Genomic DNA, 20,719 nt, shown 5'->3' with positions numbered 1-20,719 from the left:
ATTTTCCTCCTTTTTTATAAAACCGAACAAGAAATTCCCAAAGTATCGACCGGAACATTTTATCTTATGAACCTATTTTGACTTCAAGACGTTAATTTTTGACGATACAAAATCCCATTTTTTCCAAAACAATTCAAGCTCTTGGCGGCCCTCTTCATTTAATGAATAAAACTTACGAGGCGGTCCCATATCTGATGGTTTCTTTTCAATATTCACAAGCTTTTTCTTCTCTAATCGTACAAGGATGGTATACACCGTACCTTCCACAACTTCGGTAAACCCAAGATCATTCAGATGGCGGGTAATCTCATAGCCATACGTTTCACGGCGACTGATGATTTCCAGTACACACCCTTCCAGTGAACCTTTTAGCATTTCAGTTAAATTTTCCATGTCCTGATCCTCCTTTACCCCCTATTCTGTCTGACTTATATTCAGTATCACAGAGTACTAAGGCGAATTTTTTTACTGAATAGCTTTTGAGTAAAACCACACTATTCAGTATCACTTATTACAACTACATTGTATGACTAAGTAGTTGTGGATGTCAACTTTATTTTCAAAAAAATTAAAAATCCGCTTTACCCTAACCGGATACAGCCTCCTTTTTTGTTGTAAGGGCCATCAAACTAGTAAAACAGAGCTGATTCAAAGTGTAATTTAAATCAGCTCTGCTTTATTGTTTTCATACCGTTATATCTTGTTTTTTCACGATACAAACTGTTTCTCCCTACCATTCCCATTGCATATATAGCATAAAGGCAAGTGCGGTCAGAGAAAATTTCCAGAGATTATCCGTACATGATACGAGCCCCCAAAATACAATTCTATTAGAAATCTGTTCTCTATATTCTCTTTTATTTTATTTCTGATAGTTGATTAGCAACACTATCTAAAAATTTTTCTACCTTTTCTTTTGATGTATCCGGCGCATGATAACCGATCGTAAATGTAAGCCTTCCATTATAAGAGCTTGCTCCCATTGAAAAGAATGGTGCATACATAATAGGTGATGTCATATACCCGTCCTCAGCTTGAATTTCACCAAACTGAATAGGTTCCTCAGCGATTACTCCCAAATTTGTCAGTAATGGCAACGCCATCCCCATCTGTACAGCCTGTTCATATTGCTGATTATACATTTCCTTCACTGTAGATAGCTTCATTTCTGCCAGTAACTCCATTCCTGCTGCTGAAGAAAGACCTGGATTTTGAGACTTTATTTTATCCATTGATTGTTTAACTCGAACAAGAGTCTGCTTAAATGTTTCATCGTCTTCCATTTTAATCACTGGCATTTCCATACCGGATAAGTTGCAAATAGCACCAGTTGTATTATTAGGCAGATATCGACGTAAATCAATTGTCAAGCCAATCATTTTTTCTGCAGTGCGAGGTTCTGCATACACAGTGAAATGTGATAAAGCTCGGAAGTATGCAGTCATGATTACATCATTCAAGGTAGCCTGTTGAGCTTTTGTCCATTGGGTTAAACGTAGAGTTTGCTCATGGCTCAATCGCCGTACGGACATTTGGGGAAATTTATTTTTGTTAGGTTGAGATGGAAAAGACCATAACGATGCCTGTTGTTCTTGGTTAGGACGATACGCACTTTTTATGTCCGATATTCCAGCGTATTTGAATACATGTGATTGATCTCGACAACTCTCATTTCCCTTATCAAATTCCTTTATAATTTGCTTCTTAGACCGTCCCAATGAAAGGTGAGTATATATCATTCCAAGCAATTTAATATATTCCTTGACTCCTGCACCATCTGAACATAGATGAGACAATTTCACAACTAACATATCTGTTGTAGTGCCCCGTAATAATTTCGTTTGAACCATAGGCCCCTGAATACGATCACCAGGTTCCTTAATAAAATCTATTGCCATTATTTCAAGTTCTTGATTATTTCCTTCTGCAAAAAAGCAAATAGATGAGTTAGTGTCAGATGAATGTTCCTCCCAGTAAGGAATATCATTTTCTACAAACCGGCTGTTCAAAACTGGTTGCAATTGCAACGTTATCCTTACTGATTCTTCAAGTATATCCTTTGATATACCTACAGGAAAATAAAGAACTGCATTAATTTGTTGATCTGCAGAATAAAGACCTAATACATAATTCATTCGATCTTGTGGTGTTACTGAATACTTTCTTTTCTCCATAATTCCGTCCCCCTTTAGGACTTTTTGTATAACCCTATTTTCCATATGCTTATAATTTTTCTAGTCATTTTTCTTCAAGAGCTAATAACGCTTATTTTTCGAATTTTTAACGAAATCATCTTCTCCGTATTGGTTTCATTCTTTTTGCAGGTGATATATTCATTATTTTATTGTTATTAACACTGCCTAACCTCACAATAAAACCAAACAATAATAAATTAAGTTTACATATACGTAAACGTTTTATTATAACGTCTATAAATTATCAATATAGCAAATAAATCATTTTTATGTCTGTCAATAAAAAATAATATATTCAAGGGCCACTTCATCATAAAAGATTGATGTGCATGTAAATGTACCCATATCACTTTCAAAATAAGAATGAGAATTTTTTCAACAAAATAAGCTGCAGTTATTGATTTTACAGTAAGAAAAGCCCCTCCATTTTGAAAATGCGCAATCAAAATGAGTAGGGCTATTTCCAATTTAAATTTTATAAAAGAATGATTATCATAAATAATATTTTACTTTTTAGTCTACCTTATTATTTTCAATCCATTTTCCTAATAAATGAATGGATTTTATTCATATAATTTGAGGTGGTATCGTTGGTTTTTAAAAATAGAAAGCTTATTTTCAAATCAAATGAAAAAGAGGTAAAATTATAGATATTCATGTAGAAATTTCGTTTTGGGGATACTTAAAATCTTAAGGTGATGGGCATGTGGTGTTACACTTTAAAAGCTTTATAAAATTTATAGATATAGCGATTTTCTTTATTAATAATCATTTGTATGTACGTTTACTCACACACATACAAATGATTTATAAAGCTACAATTAAGTGAAAACATCTTTTCCGTTACGATAACATCATAGCCATGTCTTCTACTGCATTTGTAATTAGTTTTAAACCAAATGTTTCTTGTAATACATCAAGCACGCCAGGTGAAATAAATTCAGGAGCCTTTGGACCGATGCGAATATCTTGAATCCCAAGACTAAATAGCCCGAGTAAAATGGCAACCGCTTTTTGTTCAAACCATGATAGCACAATACTTACTGGCAATTCATTCACTTCACATTGGAAAGCATCAGCTAATGCAGCCGCTATTTTCACTGTAGAAATGGAATTATTACACTGTCCTAAATCAATGTAACGCGGAATTTCCGTACCAGGTACAACACCGTAATCCACATCATTAAAGCGGAATTTCCCGCAAGAAGTTGTTAAAATAACCGTTTCTTGCGGAAGCGACGTTGCTAATTCACGATAATATTCTCCGCCTTTTCCCGGTGCATCACAACCGGCGATAACAAAGAAACGCTTTATTTTCCCTTCTTTTACTGCATCAATAATTTCTGGAGCTAATGACAATACTGTATTATGATGAAAGCCTGCCACTAACTGTTCATCTGACTCCATATGTACTTCTGGAAGTTCTAGCGCTTTTTGAATCAATGGTGTAAAATCATCATTTTCAATTTTTTGTACACCTTCTAAACCTGCAATGTCATATGAAAAGAATCGATCAGAGTACGATCCTTTAATTGGCATAACACAGTTTGTTGTAGCTAATATGGCAACAGTAAATTTTTCAAAAAGGCGTCTTTGATCATACCATGCCTTACCGATGTTTCCTTTTAAATGTTTATATTTTTTCAGCTGCGGATATCCGTGTGCTGGTAGCATTTCAGAATGCGTATAAATATTAATGTCTTTTCCTTCTGTTTGCTTTAATAGTTCTTCTAGTGCAAATAAATTATGACCCGTAACTACAATTGCTTTACCTTCTACACGATTTTGTGTAATTTGTACAGGCTCTGGCACACCAAAATGATTCGTATGTGCCTCATCTAATAATTCCATCACCCGTAAAGCTGATTTCCCCACTTTCATAGCCATATCAATATGCTCTTGTTCGTTAAAGTTAGAATTTGTTAATGTCATATATAAAGCTTCTTGTGTTGTAGCATCTACAAATGCATCCGTATATCCTAGCTGAGCAGCATGTGTGCGATAAGCTGCAATTCCTTTTAGCCCAAACACAATCGTATCTTGTAAACTCGCAATCGTTTCATTCTTGCCGCACACACCCATTACTTTACATCCGCCTGCTGGCGTTTGTTCACATTGATAACAAAACATATCATCCCACCCTCTCCCAATCATTCATTACACCTTAAGCATAATACCCATTGAAAAAAAGTGATGTGATATCAATCACAATAATATATAAAGATTTGTGACAGTTCATATTGTTGACATAATATTTTTATTAACACTAAAAAATATGCATTAGTGTACACACATCTTTCGATACTTTTAAATAGCTAATTAATTTGGAGAAATATATACAACGAAAAAAATTTTTGAATCAAATGTACAAATAGTTGCAATTCATCACATATGAAATAGATATAAAAATACGCTCTTCTTTCTATCATTCAATAGAAAGAAGAGCGCATTTGTCATTTTAAGGAACTATCATTTTTTATTAAAGTCTTTATTGTAAACCTTTTTATTTACAATACATTTACATTATCTTAACATTACTTACATTATTTATATGATATATTTATATAGAAGCTACTTAAGAAATTTCATATACATTTTATCTTTATGATCTCTTATCTAATCAATAAAAAGATCATGTTATATTTTTATAACAGGGGTGAATTACGATGACTGAAACTTTAAAAACACTTATAATGCTTGATGCTACTTATGTTATTATAGCAATTATGACAGTACTAGTATTTGTATACTTGGAATTAAAATCTCAGTAATATATGCTGACGTAATCAACAGATTCAGCATTTAAATATAGTTAGAAGAAAGAGAGGAGAAAATTATTTCTCCTCTCTTTTGTATTTCTACAATTTCTTATTTTAATAAATCCAATGTATGTAAAAGTAATCCTTTGTCCCCTACTTCTCCATGACCAGGCACTACTGCATTTATATTTCTATATCGCTTCAGCACATTCTCAATCGATGTAGACCATTCATTTACATAAGCATCCGCAACGTTTCCTAAATCTTTCGCGGACGTAGATTTCACTAAACAGCCTCCAACTAAAATATTGTATTGCGGTAACCATACGACAATATTATCTTCTGTATGCCCTTTCCCTGGATAAAATGTTTCTACTTTCATATTTCCAAACTTCAAATTTGTAACGGTTTGTAAATCTCCAAGCGGTTCTTCATATCCATTTTTCTTTGCTAGTTCTGCAGTTAATGCTGTACTATGCGCTTTAATGCCTCTTTCTTTCAACGTTTTTATTCCGCCAATTCGATCAGCGTGCGCATGTGTAATAATGACATCCGTTACGCGCTTCTGAAATTTCTTTTCTACCATTTCTATTAGTTCCTTCGTTAATTTGTCATCCCAAGAAGAATCCACAAGTACTAACCCTTTAGAAGTATTAAGAACTAGACCGTTCGAAGGAACTGCTTCTCCATTAAAAGAACCTAACTCCGTATGAACCCATACATTCTTGTTTAACTGAGATATTGAAATGGTTCCCGTCTCATTTTTTATTACTGTTTTCTCTACCTTTTGTGATGCTTGTACAGAAGAAATTGTGCTAACAAATTGAATTGTTCCTAGTAAACCTACACATAATCCTACTTTTAACAACGTATTCTTTTTCATGTTATCAACCCTTTCTTTCAAGCTAAATAGTTATTACCTATATTAGACAATTCATCTCAAATGTTTGTTCCATATAATTGGACACTTTATTATCGCCGCTTATGTAAATACACGCATGGCGCAGTGAAAAAGATCACCCAAATGGATGATCTTTTTTATAATTTATCAACATATTGCTTCGCTTCTAGTAAGGAAAAACCAAAAGCTTCTCTTACTCTCTTAACTGCTGTAACTTTTTTTCCTTCTTCTACAAGCTGGCGTAGTTCTTTATTAATTTCAGGTTCTCTTTCTACAATTCCCTTTTCTTTCGTAATTAATTGTAATCTATCTTCAATTCTCTTTAAACGCGCATCATTTTTCTTTTCAATTGTAGCTAATTTTTCAGCGATATAAATGAAACCAAAGGCTAATATTAGTATAACCATCCAGAATTCCATGAATGTTCCCCCTTACTAACTTTCATTTATTTTATTTCACTAACTTATGTAAATTTTACCACAAGACACATTTACTGTATAATACCACTATATCAAACTGTTAATAAAACCTATTATTTTAGGGGGACGCTTTATGAAAAGATTTTTAAATACGTTACTTCAATTTGTAGTTCTGTCAATCGTGCTACATTTATTATTTGATATAGTTGGTTGGCTTGTTCTCAATGCAACAATTAAAAACAAACAAATCATCATTTCTTTAATAACAATCTCATGGGTTATGTACATGTACCGAGACAAATTTTTTCAAAAGTTCACTTCAAACTAACTAAAAAAGAAAACACTTCATTGGTGAGGTTGTAAAAACGTTATCCTTATAATGAAAATAAAGAAGCTGTTCCTTCCAGCTTCTTTATCTATATAACATTTTTCGCAACAATTTTTATATGTTCTGGTGCGATAATTTCCGTTATACTTTCTTGGAAATCTTCCCGCAACATTTCTTCCAAATGTTCTAACTGCACTTCAACATGAGTGCATTCTAAATTATGTATATTTAACAGTGCATAATGATCTTTTTTCTTAATTACTAAATATTGATTTTCCTCTGTCACAAGTACAGAACCTAATCGGACTCCTAATAAGCGTTGATCATCAAACTTCATAATTACTTCTCCTTCCCTCATATAAACAAAACTAAAATGAAAATAATTACATTTATGAAAAAAAACGCTTATTTAGACTATATCATAATTTACTAAAATAGAAATATCTTTTTCTGTTTTAATAAAAATCCCTATTTTTTCATATATTTCGATACAAAAAAACTTTCTCAACATTAAATTTGAATTTTCAGTTTTTAACCCCATAAAAATCTATTATAATAAAGTTAATAAATGTTTGACCTCTCCTAATTCATGTACATATGGATGATCAGTAGTTATCGCTACTGATCTATTTTTTTGATTTCAGAAAGCAAATATGCTGCATCCTTTCCTACACCACAAATAAGTGCAGAACCCCTTTGAGATTGCCACGGCAATCCGATATAATACAATCCTTTTACTGGACTGATTCCCTTTATATGATTAGGAAATCCTTTCTCATTCACTGCTTGTTCAATTTCAATCCAATTATAATTTTGAACAAAACCAGTTGACCATATAACGCTTTCTGCACTATAAGTATCACCATTCTGAAACATGATGTTATTTCCTGATGCACTTACTACTTTTTCTTGCAGTTTAATTGCTCTATTCCGAATAAGTTTCTTACCCTCCAAACCGAAAATAGGGTCCTTTCTCTTCTGAAACCATCTTCCCCTCTTTGTATTTATTTCAGCGTACAATAAACCCACTTTTTCTAGCAGATTAAAAATACTTTTTCCAAAAAGTTGTAACGGTAAAAACGTTAAAGGATGACTAATAGACAACATAACTTCATGCGTTTTTGCAAGTTCTACTGCTATTTGCATTCCTGAATTTCCGCCACCTACTACAAGTGCCTTCCCCTGTGGAATTTGCGATGATGATCTATATTGTGATGAATGTATTTGAAAAATATGTGATGATAGATTTGCTGAAACTGAGGGAATAAATGGTTGCTGAAAACCACCTGATGCAATAATAACTTTTTTCGTTTGTAAAATTTCTGTAGGAGTATGTAATTCAAATATTTCTTTTTCTTTCTTTATTTTTAGAACTTCCGTTTGTAATTGTACCGGTAATTGAAAATGTCTTGCATATTCTTCTAAATAAGTCGCAATTTCATCTTTACATGGAAATTCATTTTTTTCACCTATTAACGCCATACCCGGCAAGCTACTGTAAGACCTTGGGGTAAAAAGCTGCAAAGAATCATATCGATTTCTCCATGAATCCCCAATTCGGTTTCCTGCCTCAAGTAATAAAAAATTATATCCTTCTTGCTTCAAGTAATATCCCATTGTTAATCCAGCTTGACCCGCTCCAATAATAATTAGGTCTTTCATTCTAATCGCTCCTTCCTTTACATATGAATACTTGTTCATATATTCATACGTTTCCATAATCATAACATTTTATTTTTATATAATTCAATATCTACTCAAAATAAAAAAGAGCAGTTTACCATAAAGTAAACTCCCCTTCATTCTATCTTCCCAGTCTTTAGCGCCTGTGCCCAGTCATATCTTTCTTGTTGAACAGCCAATCCAGCAGCTTCTTCCCAATTATAAGAAACTGAAATTTGTTCAATTGTCCATTCTCCCAAAACCTTTTCTATTACTACATATTTTGCATGCGGAGTTCCTGATTCCATTTTATGCATAACAGGTAACTCATCTTTGTATGCTGGAAGTCCTACACTTCCTGGATTTATAATGATCTTTCCGTTCGCTAAATAAACAACTCTAGGAATATGTGTATGACCACATACTATTATTTTTTGTTCTATATTTTGGAGTTGATCCATTATATTTTTTTCATTCTTTAATATTGCACCATTCTCATTCATCTCTTCTAACAAATACACTTCATCTGAAGTTGGCGTACCGTGACAACATAACATATCGTCTACAATAAATTGTGAAGGATGTTGTTTTAACCAATCTATATGATCTTTTGTTAATTGATTTTGGACAAAAGTTAGTGTAGCAGACTGCTCTTGTATTGTCTCCCAAAGCATGCGATCACAATTACCTTTAATATGTATCATCTCGCTACTCATTAATATATCGATTGTCTCTAAAGGATCTAACGGCCCATACACACTATCTCCTAAATTTATTATCATTTCGACCTTGCGACGTGTAATATCTTTTAATACCGATTTTAAAGCGTGACTATTTCCGTGGATATCTGAAATTATAGCTATTTTCATCTTAATCCCTACTTTAATATATTATTTATAAACATCCGCAGCCAATTCCCGCAAAACTTCTACATTCACTACTTCAAAACAACCATTGTTTTTGTTAATTATATTTTTATCACAAAAGAGATTCAAAGTACGTAATAAATGCCGATAGCTCGTTCCTAACAACTCCGCTATTTCCGTTAAATTCCCACTAAACACAATTCTATTTTCATGCTGAACTGCTCGTTCTCCTGCTGCTAACATGTAACTCGCAAGTCTATTTTCAAGCGGATACAATAAATTAATTGTACTGTTTTTGGAAAGTCGGTTTAATTTATGTGCTAATGATCCGCAAATACATCTTAAAAATTTCGCATCATGAAATAGCTTATTTCTCACCTTTCCTAAAGGTAAACCCACACAATACGAATCTGCCATCACTTGTACGTTTGAAGTGATTCTTTGAGAATGAATTAACTCCACATCTCCAAGTAACTGCAAACTATCGTAAAAACATAATAATACCGATTTCCCGTTACTTAATGTGTTAAACGCTTTCGCTTTTCCTTCAACAAAGAAATATAAATAATCTATCTCTTCATTTTCTCTACAAATAAACTCATTCTTTTTAAAAAATATAAGTTCCATATATGGCTTCATATCATGACTAAAAAATGAATCAATATTATTTTGCTTTATATACTCTGCTAATTTAATAGAATTACATACTTTCTTCATAGTTCCCCACCTTTACAACTCATCCCCATTGTAATCAAAATTTTCTTCTTCCACTATGACATATGTCATAACAATACACAATTTCAGCATGATACAGTCATTACAAATATGAAATATAAAGGGGATATTACATTGTATAACTTTCTTTCTGTCTTTATTGGTGTGCTCATCGCCGTTATGCTTCCATTAAATGGAATTTTATCCGAGTTAATTGGAAAGTATACAGCAAGCGTTGTCATTCACCTTGTCGGTTTAATTGCAGTTATTTTCGTTTTAATCTTAAACAAACATAAAATTCATTTCGATAAAGGTATTCCGCTTTTTTTATATAGCGCTGGAGCGATTGGAGTATTCACTGTTCTTTTTAATAATATAAGTTTCTCCGTCCTTGGTGCCTCTATTACGATCGCATTAAGTTTACTCGGCCAATCCATTGCTTCCATCATTATCGATCATTTCGGCTTATTAGGAATGAAAGTTGCAAAGTTTGAAAAGAAAAAACTAATTGGATTATGTTTCATCTCTTCTGGAATTATAATCATGACAATTTATTAATGGGGGCAAGAAAATGTTATATATTACGATCGCTATTTTAGCTGGTGTTTCTATCGTTGTTGCTAGAATTATTAACGCGAATTTAGCAGCGAAAATCGGAAATTGGGAAGGCACGTTTTTTAATTATATTACTGGATTATTTTTCTCTATGTTATTTTTAATTTTCAGTTCAGATTCATTGTATATTCCAATGCAGACGTTACAATCTATTCCTATTGCTGTGTACTTAGGCGGATTAGTAGGCGTTATCGTTATTTCATTATCCAACTATATTACTCCTAAAATATCAGCCTTTTATTTAACATTACTCATCTTTATCGGACAATTATTTGCGGGGACTATTATTGATTTCTTCCTGACAAATGAACTCTCAATCGGTAAAGTTATCGGTGGCATTTTCGTATTAATTGGGCTCACTTACAATTTACTCATAGATCGCCCGATAAAAACTGTGAAGCATAACCAAGTTCAACTATAATACTTTACGCTTACCTATCATATATTAATAGAAAAGCTCTTCACACGAAATAATAGAAAGGAGAAAACTCTATTAAAAAAATTATTTTATTGCTAGGTAGCGTATTAATTATTTGTGGAATTGTATGGTTTGTAAACTCGGGAAAATCTATTCAAGATCTCTATACTGCAAACAAACCGAAAAAGAAAGCTACTATTATTTCAAGCTCGCGAGATCCAAATGAGCCCCCTGTTTTTTTAGGAAAGCAGGAAATAAAAGATATACATGTAGAATCAATTAAAACAAAAAAGGATATCTTTCTCACAAAAACAGATGAATTAAAAACATTTATTAACAGTATGAATACCGCAAAAAAAGGCAAATTAACATTGGATGAAGAAGGATCAGATTTAATAGATTGTGATATGTGGATTACTTTCGAGGATGGAACTTATAAAAAATATTTCATATGGATAGTTGATCATCACAGCAGCGAAGTGATGATTGCGCAGCAAGATACTCCTGATGATGTAAACCTTACGTACTATCAGTTAAACGAAGATAGTTCACAAAAAGTTTATAATTTATTTAAAAAAATTATTTAAACGAAAAAGTCATGAGCACGCGAACTCATGACTTTTTTGCACTATATATATTCCGGGAACACTCTACAACCCTTTTCCTGCTCTATATCATGACCAAAGAAAATAATTGGTTTCTCTTTTTTCACAACTTCTTTTAAACGTTTAATTGAAGATAAAGCTAATTCTGGATCAAATTCTGCGAACGGCACTTCATCTTCAAAATTATCTTTCGTGTATGATGCATCAATCGTTAATAAAACTGAACCAGATTGCTCCGTCTCAATGAATAGCGACTGATGGCCTGGAGAATGACCTGGCGTATACAATAATTGAACACCTGGTACCACTTCATAATCCCCTTCAATAATTTTGTAGTTCAAATGCGGTAATATACATTCTTTCATATATTCTTCTCTATGAAGTGCTGCCTCATATTCCGTTCGCTGCACAATAATCGGTGTATTTGTAAAAGCACCGTTTCCTCCTGCATGATCAAAATGTAAGTGAGAGCTAATAATATATAAAAGGTCGTCTGGCTCATACCCTACACGCTTTAATATAGTCACGATTCTATCTTCTTCAGTCATTTTCGGTAAAATCTGTCCTTCAACAAATGTACCGTTAAAAAGCCCTTCATTATTAACTGCACTTTCTGGCATACCTGTGTCTACTAAAATAGGACCTTCTTCCGTCTCCAAAAGATAACACCACACCGGCAAGTTTAATAGTTTTCCCGGTGTTAACGTACTGTTAACAGACGAATGATCCAACATGCAACGACCTGCTGGGATGAAATAAAGTTTCTTTACTGTCATTATGTATCCACCTTTACATTTAGTTTTGGATAAAGTAATACATTAAAAAATTCTTCTTTTTAGAAATAAACTCCTTCTAGACTATCAGTGCAGCTTGCATAAAAAAGAGGGTATTTTTTTACATAGCAGTATTTCACCAACTATAATATAGAAGTAAAGGATTCTTACTTTAAATGAAACATTAACACCGATTAACGCTGAAAACTAAAAAAAGCACATGCACTACTTGAAAGCGGGCACACCATTGGGAAAATCGTATTAGAGAAATTTTAATCATGATAGTGATAGGTAGTATGTGAAATTATATTAACGATTTTTCGAATATATCTATCATAACGTACAATATATCAACGATTTTTCGAATATATCTATCACAAATCAAATTATATCAACGATTCGACAAGGTATATCGATTTATCGACAAATAACAACAATAAGAAAAGGCTGTTCCAGATGAACAGCCTCTTCTTTATTTACTTGAAATTTCTTTATTATTTTGAACGTCTAACGGAGCTCGCTTTCCTATTCCGAAAGCATAGAAACTAATTGTAACGATAGCTAAGAAAATAATACCTACAACTAATGAAATGCGTGTATCATCGTTAAACCACATTCCGATTAATACCATAATTAAAAAGGCAATTGTTAAATAGTTTGTTACAGGAGCAAATGGCATTTTGAACGGATGATCTTTCATCTCTGCTCCCTTTTCTTTCCTAAAACGAATTTGACTAATTAAAATGACGAACCATGGTACCATACCAGGAAGTACACTCGCACTATATACATATACGAATAAGTTTTTCGGTGCGATATAACTTAAAACAACACCAACCGCTAAACCGATAATTACACCAACTGTACCGAATAAAGGTACACCATTTCCAGAAAGTTTCGTGAAATATTTCGGTGCTTGTCCATTTACACCTAACGTATACAGCATACGTCCAGCACTATAAATACCACTATTACAACCAGACATTGCTGCTGTAATAACAACGAAGTTAATAAGGCCAGCTGCTGCCGTAATACCAACCTTCGCAAAAGTTGCTACGAACGGGCTACCAATTGTACTTAATTGATCCCACGGATACACAGTTACAATAACGAAAATAGCACCGATGTAGAAAATTAAAATACGCCAAATTGTACTTTGAATCGCTCTTGTAAGTGTCTTCTTTGGATCCTTCGCTTCACCAGCAGTAATACCGATTAATTCCACACCTTGATACGCTCCAACTACAAGTGATAATGCAAAGAAGAATCCTGAAAAACCACCTGTAAAGAAACCGCCATTTGACCAAAGATTAGATATGCCAATCGCTTCTCCGCCGTTACCAATTCCGAAGAAAATAAGGCCAAATCCTGCAATAATCATTAATAGAATCGTAACGATTTTAATCATCGCAAACCAAAATTCAAATTCACCAAATGACTTCACAGAAATTAAGTTAGCTGCACCAAGAATAACCATTGCAATTATACCTGGTATCCAAGCTGGTAAATCCGGGAACCAATATTGCATATACGCTCCAACCGCGATAATTTCTGACATCCCAACGATAACCCACTGGAACCAGTTACTCCACGCTGTCATATAACCAGCTAGTGGATGAATATACTTATGACCGAATGTCGCAAATGAGCCTGTACTTGGCTCCATATACAACATTTCTCCCATGGCACGCATGATGAAGAAGATGAAAATACCTGCAATTGCATAAGCAAGCATTACTGACGGACCTGTCCATTTAATTGTGCTGGCTGATCCCATAAACAAACCAACACCAATCGTTCCGCCTAAAGCAATCATTTGAATATGACGTGCTTCTAAACCTCTTTTCAATTCTTTGTTTGCCACTTCACTTCCCCCTCTTAGATGATTCATAGCCGCATTTTAACACAAGATGCTTTCCCCTAACTCCTTTCGGCCCTGAAAATGATGAAGCAAACGTCATTTTACACTAGCTTTAAAGCTATCCTAAAATCGTTTTGCGCTCCTAATAAAATTCTCAAAACCTTTCATCTTCCAATATTCTATAAATCTTAAAATTACTTACCTTATATTAATTCATTAATCTGAAAAATTCAATTATTTTTTCAATAAATTATTATACATAAGTAAGATTAATTTTTAACTAAATTAACAATAAAATACATCTGTTCAATATGATTCCGGTATGTATATTATTACAATATAAATAACCGAGGAGATGCTATCTTCCTCGGTTTCATATCTCAAATACTTCAACCTTTATAGTTAATAACGTAATTTCCCACACATTCAATTTATATACCAATGAGAAATTTAATATATTAATAAACTACTAACTTCTTTACCCCAGCCAAATTTTGAGGCAGAAACCTTTCTGCCTCAAAACAACGGGATAAAATATAAAAGAGTCTCATTAAAAAATGAGACTCTTTTATGATTTCATATTTAAATCGATTTCGAAGTTTGCTTACAAAAGATAAACACCCTAGTAAACACTGCCATTATAACTACTATAACTAGAAAATAAAGTGGCATCACCATTAACGAGCCTGTATGCAGCTGACTCATTCCCCAAATTGTCATCGTTACAATTACATAGTACCCTAAACTAAACAATGCACCAGCTGTACCAATGACATCTTGAAAATCTACTAACGCTAAACTTAAACAATTAGGTAACGCTACTCCAATCCCTAATAACAATATAAACATCGCTATTAAAAATACAACCATATATATTACATTCGGATTTGATCCCACAAACGTAATAACAGATAAAAAGATAGCTCCTCCTGTCATTACGAGACAACCGATATATATAATTTTCTCTGGTTTATAAGTAGCAAGTAAACGTTTTGAAATTTTCGCTCCAACAATAGAAGCAGACGCTACAACAATTCCTAGAAATCCATACATACTAGGCGATAATTGAAAATATTCAATAAAGATAAACGGCGCTTCTGCGTAATAGCTAAATAAAACACCATTTGCTCCTCCAATTAACAACCCATATGTTACCACTTTCGGATTTGTAATTAACCTCTTCAAGACTGAAAATACATTTATTTTATTCGTTACTGAGCCCGTTTTTGTTTCAGGAAGAGAAACAAACGTATACAGAAAAATACCGATACTCATAACTACTAAACTTAAAAATACTATTTTAAATCCAAACATTTGATCAAGAAAGCCACCAATTAACGGTCCTATCGCTGGTGTAAAAGCAATGACTGCCGAGATTTGAGCAAACATAACATGCCTCTTATGCCCTTCTACACTTTCACGAAGAATCGTTTGCGTCACAACTGATCCTGCACTTGCTCCAAACGCTTGAATAAAACGACTTACCAATAAAACTTCAATGGAATTTGCAATAAAGCACAAGAAACTCCCAGCGCCGTATACAACAATTCCAAATAACATTGCCCAGCGACGGCCAATTATATCTGATAGCCATCCAATAAAAAATACACCTAAAGCAAATCCAGCAAAATACACACTAAGCGTTAACTGCACCTCATTATTACTTACATGTAACGCCTTTGAAATGTCCGGTAAAGACGGTGTGTAAATCGTTTCACTAATTTGCGGAAATGCGACAAGAACAATCATTAACAAAAGTGATGGTACTGAGACTTTTTTCATTTTTCATACCCTCCTATAACTTTGAAAATCTCAGAAGTAAAAAGACTTTCCTAAGCTACGGAACAGGAGGGGCCATTATAGAAATCCGGTCATAAAACAACAAAGAAAACACCTCAATTACGTATGTTAATACTTATAGGAGGGTAATATTAACATTGATTTTTAAATATACTTTTTCAATTATATTACATATTAATTTTATTTTTCTAGTATTATCATTTCGAATGCTCTTTTTATATTAGTGAACAAATAATAAACGCCATAAAAGATAACAACTTGATATGAACGCCTTATTATGGAATAATTAGAAATAGTTTGAATTAATGAACCTGATTATAAAATGATAGACTCATATATTCCTAATGTCATAAAGTTGAACAAGTAGGAGGACTTTCGTAATGATTGAAATTTTAAGGACAGTAGTAAACTTTCTAATTTCTCTATTCTCAGGAGAATTACCAATTGTATATTATGTATGGATTATTAGCCTATTCCTAATTCAAATAACCCAATCTACTCTAAACTATAAACTCTTTAACAAGAAAGACAATTTGAGCACTTATATATCGGAAGGATTACTTGCTTTTATTATTTTATTGTTTGGAGGAATATTAGTATCTCAGTTACTTGCTTACATAATAGACGATCCTACTATTAGTATGACGAATTTAACACATTATTTTGTTTCTCTTATCATATTAACTATATTTGTTGTAATAACCTGTGTTAAAGACTTTATAGAAACATCTATAAAGAATAAAAATATCTCTCTTTTTAGCTTTTTAGTAATTTCCTTCATAACAAGTATACTTTCATTCAAGTTTTTATCACCTTTAATTGAAGGTTCTTTTTCTCTTTCTAAATCTTTTATAACTACTTTAATCATTCTAGTAACTATATCAATCCCTCTATTAATTTCCTTAGAGGATAAGTATGCAGACGAAAAGGAAACGGAAAAGGTATAGTTTCTCATTTACATAAAGAAAGAGGGAGTTCCCCTCTTTCTTTTATATCGTCCTATTTCACAAGACTAAATCATTCCTTTTAATATTAATCCTAAAACTGACATTATTATCGCGCTAATAATAATTCGCAAAATCCAAGTAGTGTTTGTACTTATTTTTTCTAATTGCTTATTGATTGTTGCTATGTCTTTCTCATTAATAGTGGTACGCGTTTCTAAATTTCGAATGTCTCTCATAATTTCTTTTTGCTCCGCCTTGAGATTGTCAATTTTAGCGTAAACATCTTCCATATATTCACACCCTCTGTTCATCTTAATAGAAAAATCTATATATATTATGAGACAACCCTCTTACCTGTGAATACATTGCGTATATCCGCGTACCAAATTTTTTGTACAATCTAATTGAATTACTCACATGTTTCCATTCTTCTATTTATAAATTAGCGTTGAGATACATTAAAATTAGAAAAGGAATCCCTTGTTTATTTAACAACAAACAAGGTGCAATCCACCATTCGGGAGCACCTACGATAATTTCTATTGTTTTCATATTTACAACTCCATATAATCAGTATGATTTTCTGAAGAAGCCAATTTTTGAACTGCTTAAAGTATACTAATATGAATACGAAATAGCTGTATTGATAAACTCTCTAGAACAATAAATATACTGGCTGAAACGGATCTATATCCAATATTTTTTCCAGTAACATGAATGGTTATTTCTGATAAATGCGTTTGTACATCATTGTTTTCAAAAATTTCATCCTCAACCTTTACAATATCTGCTTCACAATCTACTTCTTTAAAAGTTTTCAATAATTTTGTTTCCAATAAACTACAATCAAAGCTCTCATCTTTTATTACGGCAAATTTAACCTTCATATCGATTTCCCCATTTTTAACAAACTAAAATCACTAAATCAATATAAATATATATTATTCTATTAAATAATTCAAAATATACGCTTCTTATATACATTATTAAAAATAGGTTCTAAAGAATTAAATGAAAAAAGAAATTACATATACAAATCCCCTCTTTCAACCAATCAATATAGAATTCCCTTATGCCCAATGATTAAAATCTTTTCATATTAAAGCCGTAGATTCTAAGGACTTTTTGTTTTTATATTGATAAGTCATTTCTTGAATTTTGTATCATCGGAATTAATAATATAGTAAAACAAATTAAATATTAGGCGTTCAACTAATCTTTCATATAATTCGTCTCTTAATCATTTTGCTCATTGCACTTTTTTATTTTCCTCACTATTTCAACTGAACTTTCTGTAATAATACATATTTCAAATACATTATTTCCTTTCACTCATACTTTTATCATTGAGTTTTTATTCACAAATTCGTAACACATACATATGAGTTATCATGCTAAAATTAGTTTATTCACAAGAAGAAGTTATTCTTAATAAATCAATAATTTTTAATACCCTGTTTAAAGCCTTGCCCCCCTGCAAGGCTTTTTCCTATTTAACTAGAGTAGTAGTTTTCGTTATGCTTCTCTCCCCCCTTGTTCCTTACCCTACAAATAATACTGCATGTTTATTTTAATTTTTCAGCATCCGTACTCGCTCTGTTCGAGAGCTCTTTACCAAATATTCAATCTAATGATAAAATTGACCAAATTAATATTTTCGTCCATAACTGTATCAAAAAGTACACTAAAGAAAAAATAGCACTCTCACAATTAAGTAAACGCGAGCTTTTTCTTCGATCTACTTACTATTTAAGGTTAATAGTGATATAACCAGATTTAAAAATTCGACTTAAATTCATTGATGAATGGAGAGGTTTATATGAAATTGAAAGACAAAGTAGCAATCATAACTGGTGGTGCAAGTGGAATTGGCGAATCTACTGTTCGTCTTTTTATCGAAGAAGGTGCAAAAGTAGTTATTGCTGACTTTTCTGAACGTGGAAAAGAACTATCAGATGAATTGAATGCACATGGATATAATACGTTATTTATTAAAACTGATGTAACAAAAGAGGCAGATATTAAACAGCTAATTCATGAGACAGTAAGTACATACGGTAAATTAGATATTATGTATGCCAATGCCGGCGTTGCTGATGATGCACCAGCAAACGAATTATCCTATGAAAAGTGGAAAAGAACTATTGATATTAATTTGTCTGGGGTATTCCTTTCTGATAAATATTCGATTGAACAATTCCTTAAACAAGGTACAGGTGGTGTCATCGTTAACGCTGGTTCGATTCATAGTTTTGTTTCATTACCTACCCCAACAGCATACTCCTCTGCAAAAGGTGGTGTGAAACTATTAACTCAAAATTTATGTACTGCCTACGCTAAATATGGAATACGTATTAATGCGGTGTGCCCCGGTTATATTGACACCCCTTTACTTGGTAGTGTTAATCCTGAACAGAAAGAATATTTAGCTTCACTTCATCCACAAGGCAGACTTGGAACACCAGAAGAAGTCGCTAAAGCTGTCTTATTTTTAGCAAGTGATGATGCTAGTTTTGTTAACGGTACAACACTTCTTGTTGATGGAGGCTATACTGCACGTTAATTTAAAAATTTTGAAGCACCCTAAGAAATATATAGTCTTCAACAAGAAAAAGCGCCATCACAAGTGACGGCGCTTTTTCTATGTAAGAGCAACTAGAAGGTATCCTTCTAGCCTACTCCCATTTATAAGTCCAAAACTGTTCAAGTTGCAGCCATTTTAATGTTGCTGCATCTTTGTTTTTTATTTTTGCATGCGTGTCTTCAAGCATTGCTTCTGTTTGTGAACGGTGCGCACCTAATGCAGTTAATTTATGATCAAATACTTCACTAATGTTATTTACAACATCCGGTTCTCCTAATACTGCTTCACGATTTTTCGTAATCGCAACAGCATGGATAACTGGGCGCTCCTCTTTTGGCATACGTGATACAGCGCGAACGACAGCGCGGCCAAATGCATTATGATCTGGATGTACACCGTGCTCTGGATAAAATGTAATAATTCGAGATGGATTTACTTCTTGAATAATTGCTTCAATTTTGTCAGCAACGAAATCAACATCTTCAAATTCTAACGTTTTATCATGGAAGCCAAGCATTCTTAAATCTTTAATACCCATCGCTTCACAAGCATCTTTCAATTCTTTCTTACGGATATGTGGAATCGTTTCACGGTTAGCGAATACGTTCTTACCCATGTTACGTCCCATTTGTCCTAGAGTACCACATGCATACGTTACAGGTACTCCTTGATCTGTTAATAAGCGAATTGTTCCTCCCGCAGCATATGCTTCATCATCTGGATGCGGAAATACAACAAGTACATGTCTCTCCATAAGTTTCCCTCCTTCTTACTTAAATGGTGTTAAGCTTAACTCAAGTGCAACTGCTAGACGACCTAAATTATCATGTCCAGCTAATAATAAACGCTCTTGATCGTCTACTTCCCAGTGCGTAATACCTTCAGCATATACCCAACCGTGATCCATTTTCAAACCAACTCGGTATGGATTTGTTCCAGTTATCTTCCCGCGTTCAAAACGGATAATCGCATTTCGAATGAAAGCACCAACTGTCATCATCTTTTCATTTATGTGTGATGCATACGCTCCGTTTGTCGTTTCTAAATGAATATATACATCTTTATTTACAAAACGTTCAATTTCATTTTGAATAAGAGAACTATCTTTTACTATTTCCATCGGAATTCACCTCTTTAAACCATTTTACGCAAAAATAATGTAAATTGCTATCTCTATATTAGAGGACAACGCTCACTTTTCCTAATAATTTGCACTGTGTTTTTTATATTTTTTATATGATATGTAAAAAATACATTTTTTCCTTCACTTTG

The 20,719-nt window shown here is 33.0% G+C and carries 22 protein-coding genes and 1 pseudogene; 7 read left to right on the top strand and 16 right to left on the bottom strand.

Translation table 11 applies throughout. From position 1 onward, the window contains the following. Nucleotides 1-72 precede the first annotated feature (72 nt). The 5 genes from AC22L0_RS19615 to AC22L0_RS19595 all read right to left on the bottom strand — a co-directional run bounded on the left by AC22L0_RS19615 (nt 73) and on the right by AC22L0_RS19595 (nt 6,274). On the bottom strand, nt 73-393 hold the full coding sequence (locus AC22L0_RS19615) for a PadR family transcriptional regulator (RefSeq protein WP_000429488.1): 321 nt from the start codon (nt 391-393) through the stop codon (nt 73-75). A 464-nt stretch (nt 394-857) separates the two neighbouring features. Continuing rightward, nucleotides 858-2,174, bottom strand: a complete 1,317-nt coding sequence (locus tag AC22L0_RS19610; protein ID WP_087965021.1) for a condensation domain-containing protein — start codon at nt 2,172-2,174, stop codon at nt 858-860. An 864-nt stretch (nt 2,175-3,038) separates the two neighbouring features. Beyond that, nucleotides 3,039-4,325, bottom strand: coding sequence for a hydroxylamine reductase (hcp, locus tag AC22L0_RS19605; RefSeq protein WP_087965057.1), 1,287 nt, complete (start codon nt 4,323-4,325; stop codon nt 3,039-3,041). 738 nt (nt 4,326-5,063) lie between these two features. Then, on the bottom strand, nt 5,064-5,837 hold the full coding sequence (gene bla2, locus AC22L0_RS19600; protein WP_000742468.1) for a BcII family subclass B1 metallo-beta-lactamase: 774 nt from the start codon (nt 5,835-5,837) through the stop codon (nt 5,064-5,066). A gap of 155 nt (nt 5,838-5,992) precedes the next feature. After that, nucleotides 5,993-6,274: a hypothetical protein gene (locus tag AC22L0_RS19595; protein ID WP_000397715.1), complete on the bottom strand. Its 282-nt coding sequence runs from the start codon at nt 6,272-6,274 to the stop codon at nt 5,993-5,995. Between the two features lie 133 nt (nt 6,275-6,407). Between AC22L0_RS19595 and AC22L0_RS19590 the strand changes: the two genes are divergently transcribed. After that, entirely contained in the window at nt 6,408-6,602 is a 195-nt protein-coding gene (locus tag AC22L0_RS19590; protein ID WP_025117965.1) for a hypothetical protein, read from the top strand. 88 nt (nt 6,603-6,690) lie between these two features. Here the strand turns inward: AC22L0_RS19590 and AC22L0_RS19585 are convergent, their stop codons facing one another. The 4 genes from AC22L0_RS19585 to yeiL form a co-directional block, all read right to left on the bottom strand. Continuing rightward, complete coding sequence (locus tag AC22L0_RS19585) at nt 6,691-6,939, bottom strand: hypothetical protein (protein WP_000666948.1); 249 nt, start codon at nt 6,937-6,939, stop codon at nt 6,691-6,693. 281 nt (nt 6,940-7,220) lie between these two features. Continuing rightward, the gene (locus AC22L0_RS19580) at nt 7,221-8,264 is read right to left on the bottom strand and encodes a flavin-containing monooxygenase (RefSeq protein ID WP_000653879.1); all 1,044 of its coding nucleotides are present in this window, start codon (nt 8,262-8,264) and stop codon (nt 7,221-7,223) included. A gap of 137 nt (nt 8,265-8,401) precedes the next feature. Further along, nucleotides 8,402-9,133, bottom strand: coding sequence for a metallophosphoesterase family protein (locus AC22L0_RS19575; protein WP_000684250.1), 732 nt, complete (start codon nt 9,131-9,133; stop codon nt 8,402-8,404). Between the two features lie 21 nt (nt 9,134-9,154). Beyond that, on the bottom strand, nt 9,155-9,847 hold the full coding sequence (yeiL, locus tag AC22L0_RS19570; protein WP_000754825.1) for a transcriptional regulator YeiL: 693 nt from the start codon (nt 9,845-9,847) through the stop codon (nt 9,155-9,157). A 108-nt stretch (nt 9,848-9,955) separates the two neighbouring features. Between yeiL and AC22L0_RS19565 the strand changes: the two genes are divergently transcribed. The 3 genes from AC22L0_RS19565 (at nt 9,956) to AC22L0_RS19555 (ending at nt 11,464) form a co-directional block, all read left to right on the top strand. After that, complete coding sequence (locus tag AC22L0_RS19565; protein ID WP_002103413.1) at nt 9,956-10,402, top strand: DMT family transporter; 447 nt, start codon at nt 9,956-9,958, stop codon at nt 10,400-10,402. Nucleotides 10,403-10,415: 13 nt separating this feature from the next. Continuing rightward, complete coding sequence (locus AC22L0_RS19560; protein ID WP_000965802.1) at nt 10,416-10,880, top strand: DMT family transporter; 465 nt, start codon at nt 10,416-10,418, stop codon at nt 10,878-10,880. 89 nt (nt 10,881-10,969) lie between these two features. Then, nucleotides 10,970-11,464, top strand: a complete 495-nt coding sequence (locus AC22L0_RS19555; RefSeq protein WP_087948614.1) for a YhfM domain-containing protein — start codon at nt 10,970-10,972, stop codon at nt 11,462-11,464. Between the two features lie 41 nt (nt 11,465-11,505). Here the strand turns inward: AC22L0_RS19555 and aiiA are convergent, their stop codons facing one another. Then, nucleotides 11,506-12,258 (bottom strand): quorum-quenching N-acyl homoserine lactonase AiiA, encoded by a 753-nt coding sequence (gene aiiA / locus AC22L0_RS19550; protein ID WP_487272410.1) that lies wholly within the window; start codon nt 12,256-12,258, stop codon nt 11,506-11,508. 166 nt (nt 12,259-12,424) lie between these two features. Between aiiA and AC22L0_RS19545 the strand changes: the two are divergent. Next, a pseudogene (locus AC22L0_RS19545) lies at nt 12,425-12,531 on the top strand (zinc-binding alcohol dehydrogenase family protein); the annotation flags it as partial. A gap of 196 nt (nt 12,532-12,727) precedes the next feature. Here AC22L0_RS19545 and AC22L0_RS19540 read toward each other — a convergent pair. Both AC22L0_RS19540 and AC22L0_RS19535 read right to left on the bottom strand, forming a co-directional pair. Next, nucleotides 12,728-14,119: an amino acid permease gene (locus AC22L0_RS19540; protein WP_001284405.1), complete on the bottom strand. Its 1,392-nt coding sequence runs from the start codon at nt 14,117-14,119 to the stop codon at nt 12,728-12,730. A 579-nt stretch (nt 14,120-14,698) separates the two neighbouring features. Continuing rightward, on the bottom strand, nt 14,699-15,898 hold the full coding sequence (locus tag AC22L0_RS19535) for a multidrug effflux MFS transporter (protein ID WP_087965023.1): 1,200 nt from the start codon (nt 15,896-15,898) through the stop codon (nt 14,699-14,701). A 398-nt stretch (nt 15,899-16,296) separates the two neighbouring features. Between AC22L0_RS19535 and AC22L0_RS19530 the strand changes: the two genes are divergently transcribed. Next, nucleotides 16,297-16,863: a DUF5823 family protein gene (locus tag AC22L0_RS19530; RefSeq protein ID WP_087965025.1), complete on the top strand. Its 567-nt coding sequence runs from the start codon at nt 16,297-16,299 to the stop codon at nt 16,861-16,863. A gap of 65 nt (nt 16,864-16,928) precedes the next feature. Here AC22L0_RS19530 and AC22L0_RS19525 read toward each other — a convergent pair whose 3' ends face one another. Next, nucleotides 16,929-17,153: a hemolysin XhlA family protein gene (locus AC22L0_RS19525; protein WP_000390458.1), complete on the bottom strand. Its 225-nt coding sequence runs from the start codon at nt 17,151-17,153 to the stop codon at nt 16,929-16,931. 318 nt (nt 17,154-17,471) lie between these two features. Then, nucleotides 17,472-17,750 (bottom strand): hypothetical protein, encoded by a 279-nt coding sequence (locus AC22L0_RS19520; RefSeq protein WP_000865018.1) that lies wholly within the window; start codon nt 17,748-17,750, stop codon nt 17,472-17,474. Nucleotides 17,751-18,682: 932 nt separating this feature from the next. Here AC22L0_RS19520 and AC22L0_RS19515 point away from each other — a divergent pair. Continuing rightward, nucleotides 18,683-19,426: an SDR family NAD(P)-dependent oxidoreductase gene (locus tag AC22L0_RS19515; RefSeq protein WP_000768017.1), complete on the top strand. Its 744-nt coding sequence runs from the start codon at nt 18,683-18,685 to the stop codon at nt 19,424-19,426. Nucleotides 19,427-19,538: 112 nt separating this feature from the next. Here the strand turns inward: AC22L0_RS19515 and bshB2 are convergent, their stop codons facing one another. Together bshB2 and AC22L0_RS19505 are read right to left on the bottom strand one after the other, a co-directional pair. After that, complete coding sequence (bshB2, locus tag AC22L0_RS19510) at nt 19,539-20,201, bottom strand: bacillithiol biosynthesis deacetylase BshB2 (RefSeq protein ID WP_000439483.1); 663 nt, start codon at nt 20,199-20,201, stop codon at nt 19,539-19,541. A gap of 15 nt (nt 20,202-20,216) precedes the next feature. Continuing rightward, on the bottom strand, nt 20,217-20,567 hold the full coding sequence (locus tag AC22L0_RS19505) for a YojF family protein (protein WP_000407045.1): 351 nt from the start codon (nt 20,565-20,567) through the stop codon (nt 20,217-20,219). Nucleotides 20,568-20,719 lie beyond the last annotated feature (152 nt).

This window comes from Bacillus sp. LQ01, from assembly GCF_057624735.1.
The sequence above is the reverse complement of the archived record's forward strand: the minus strand, read 5'-3'. Positions and strand labels throughout refer to the sequence as shown.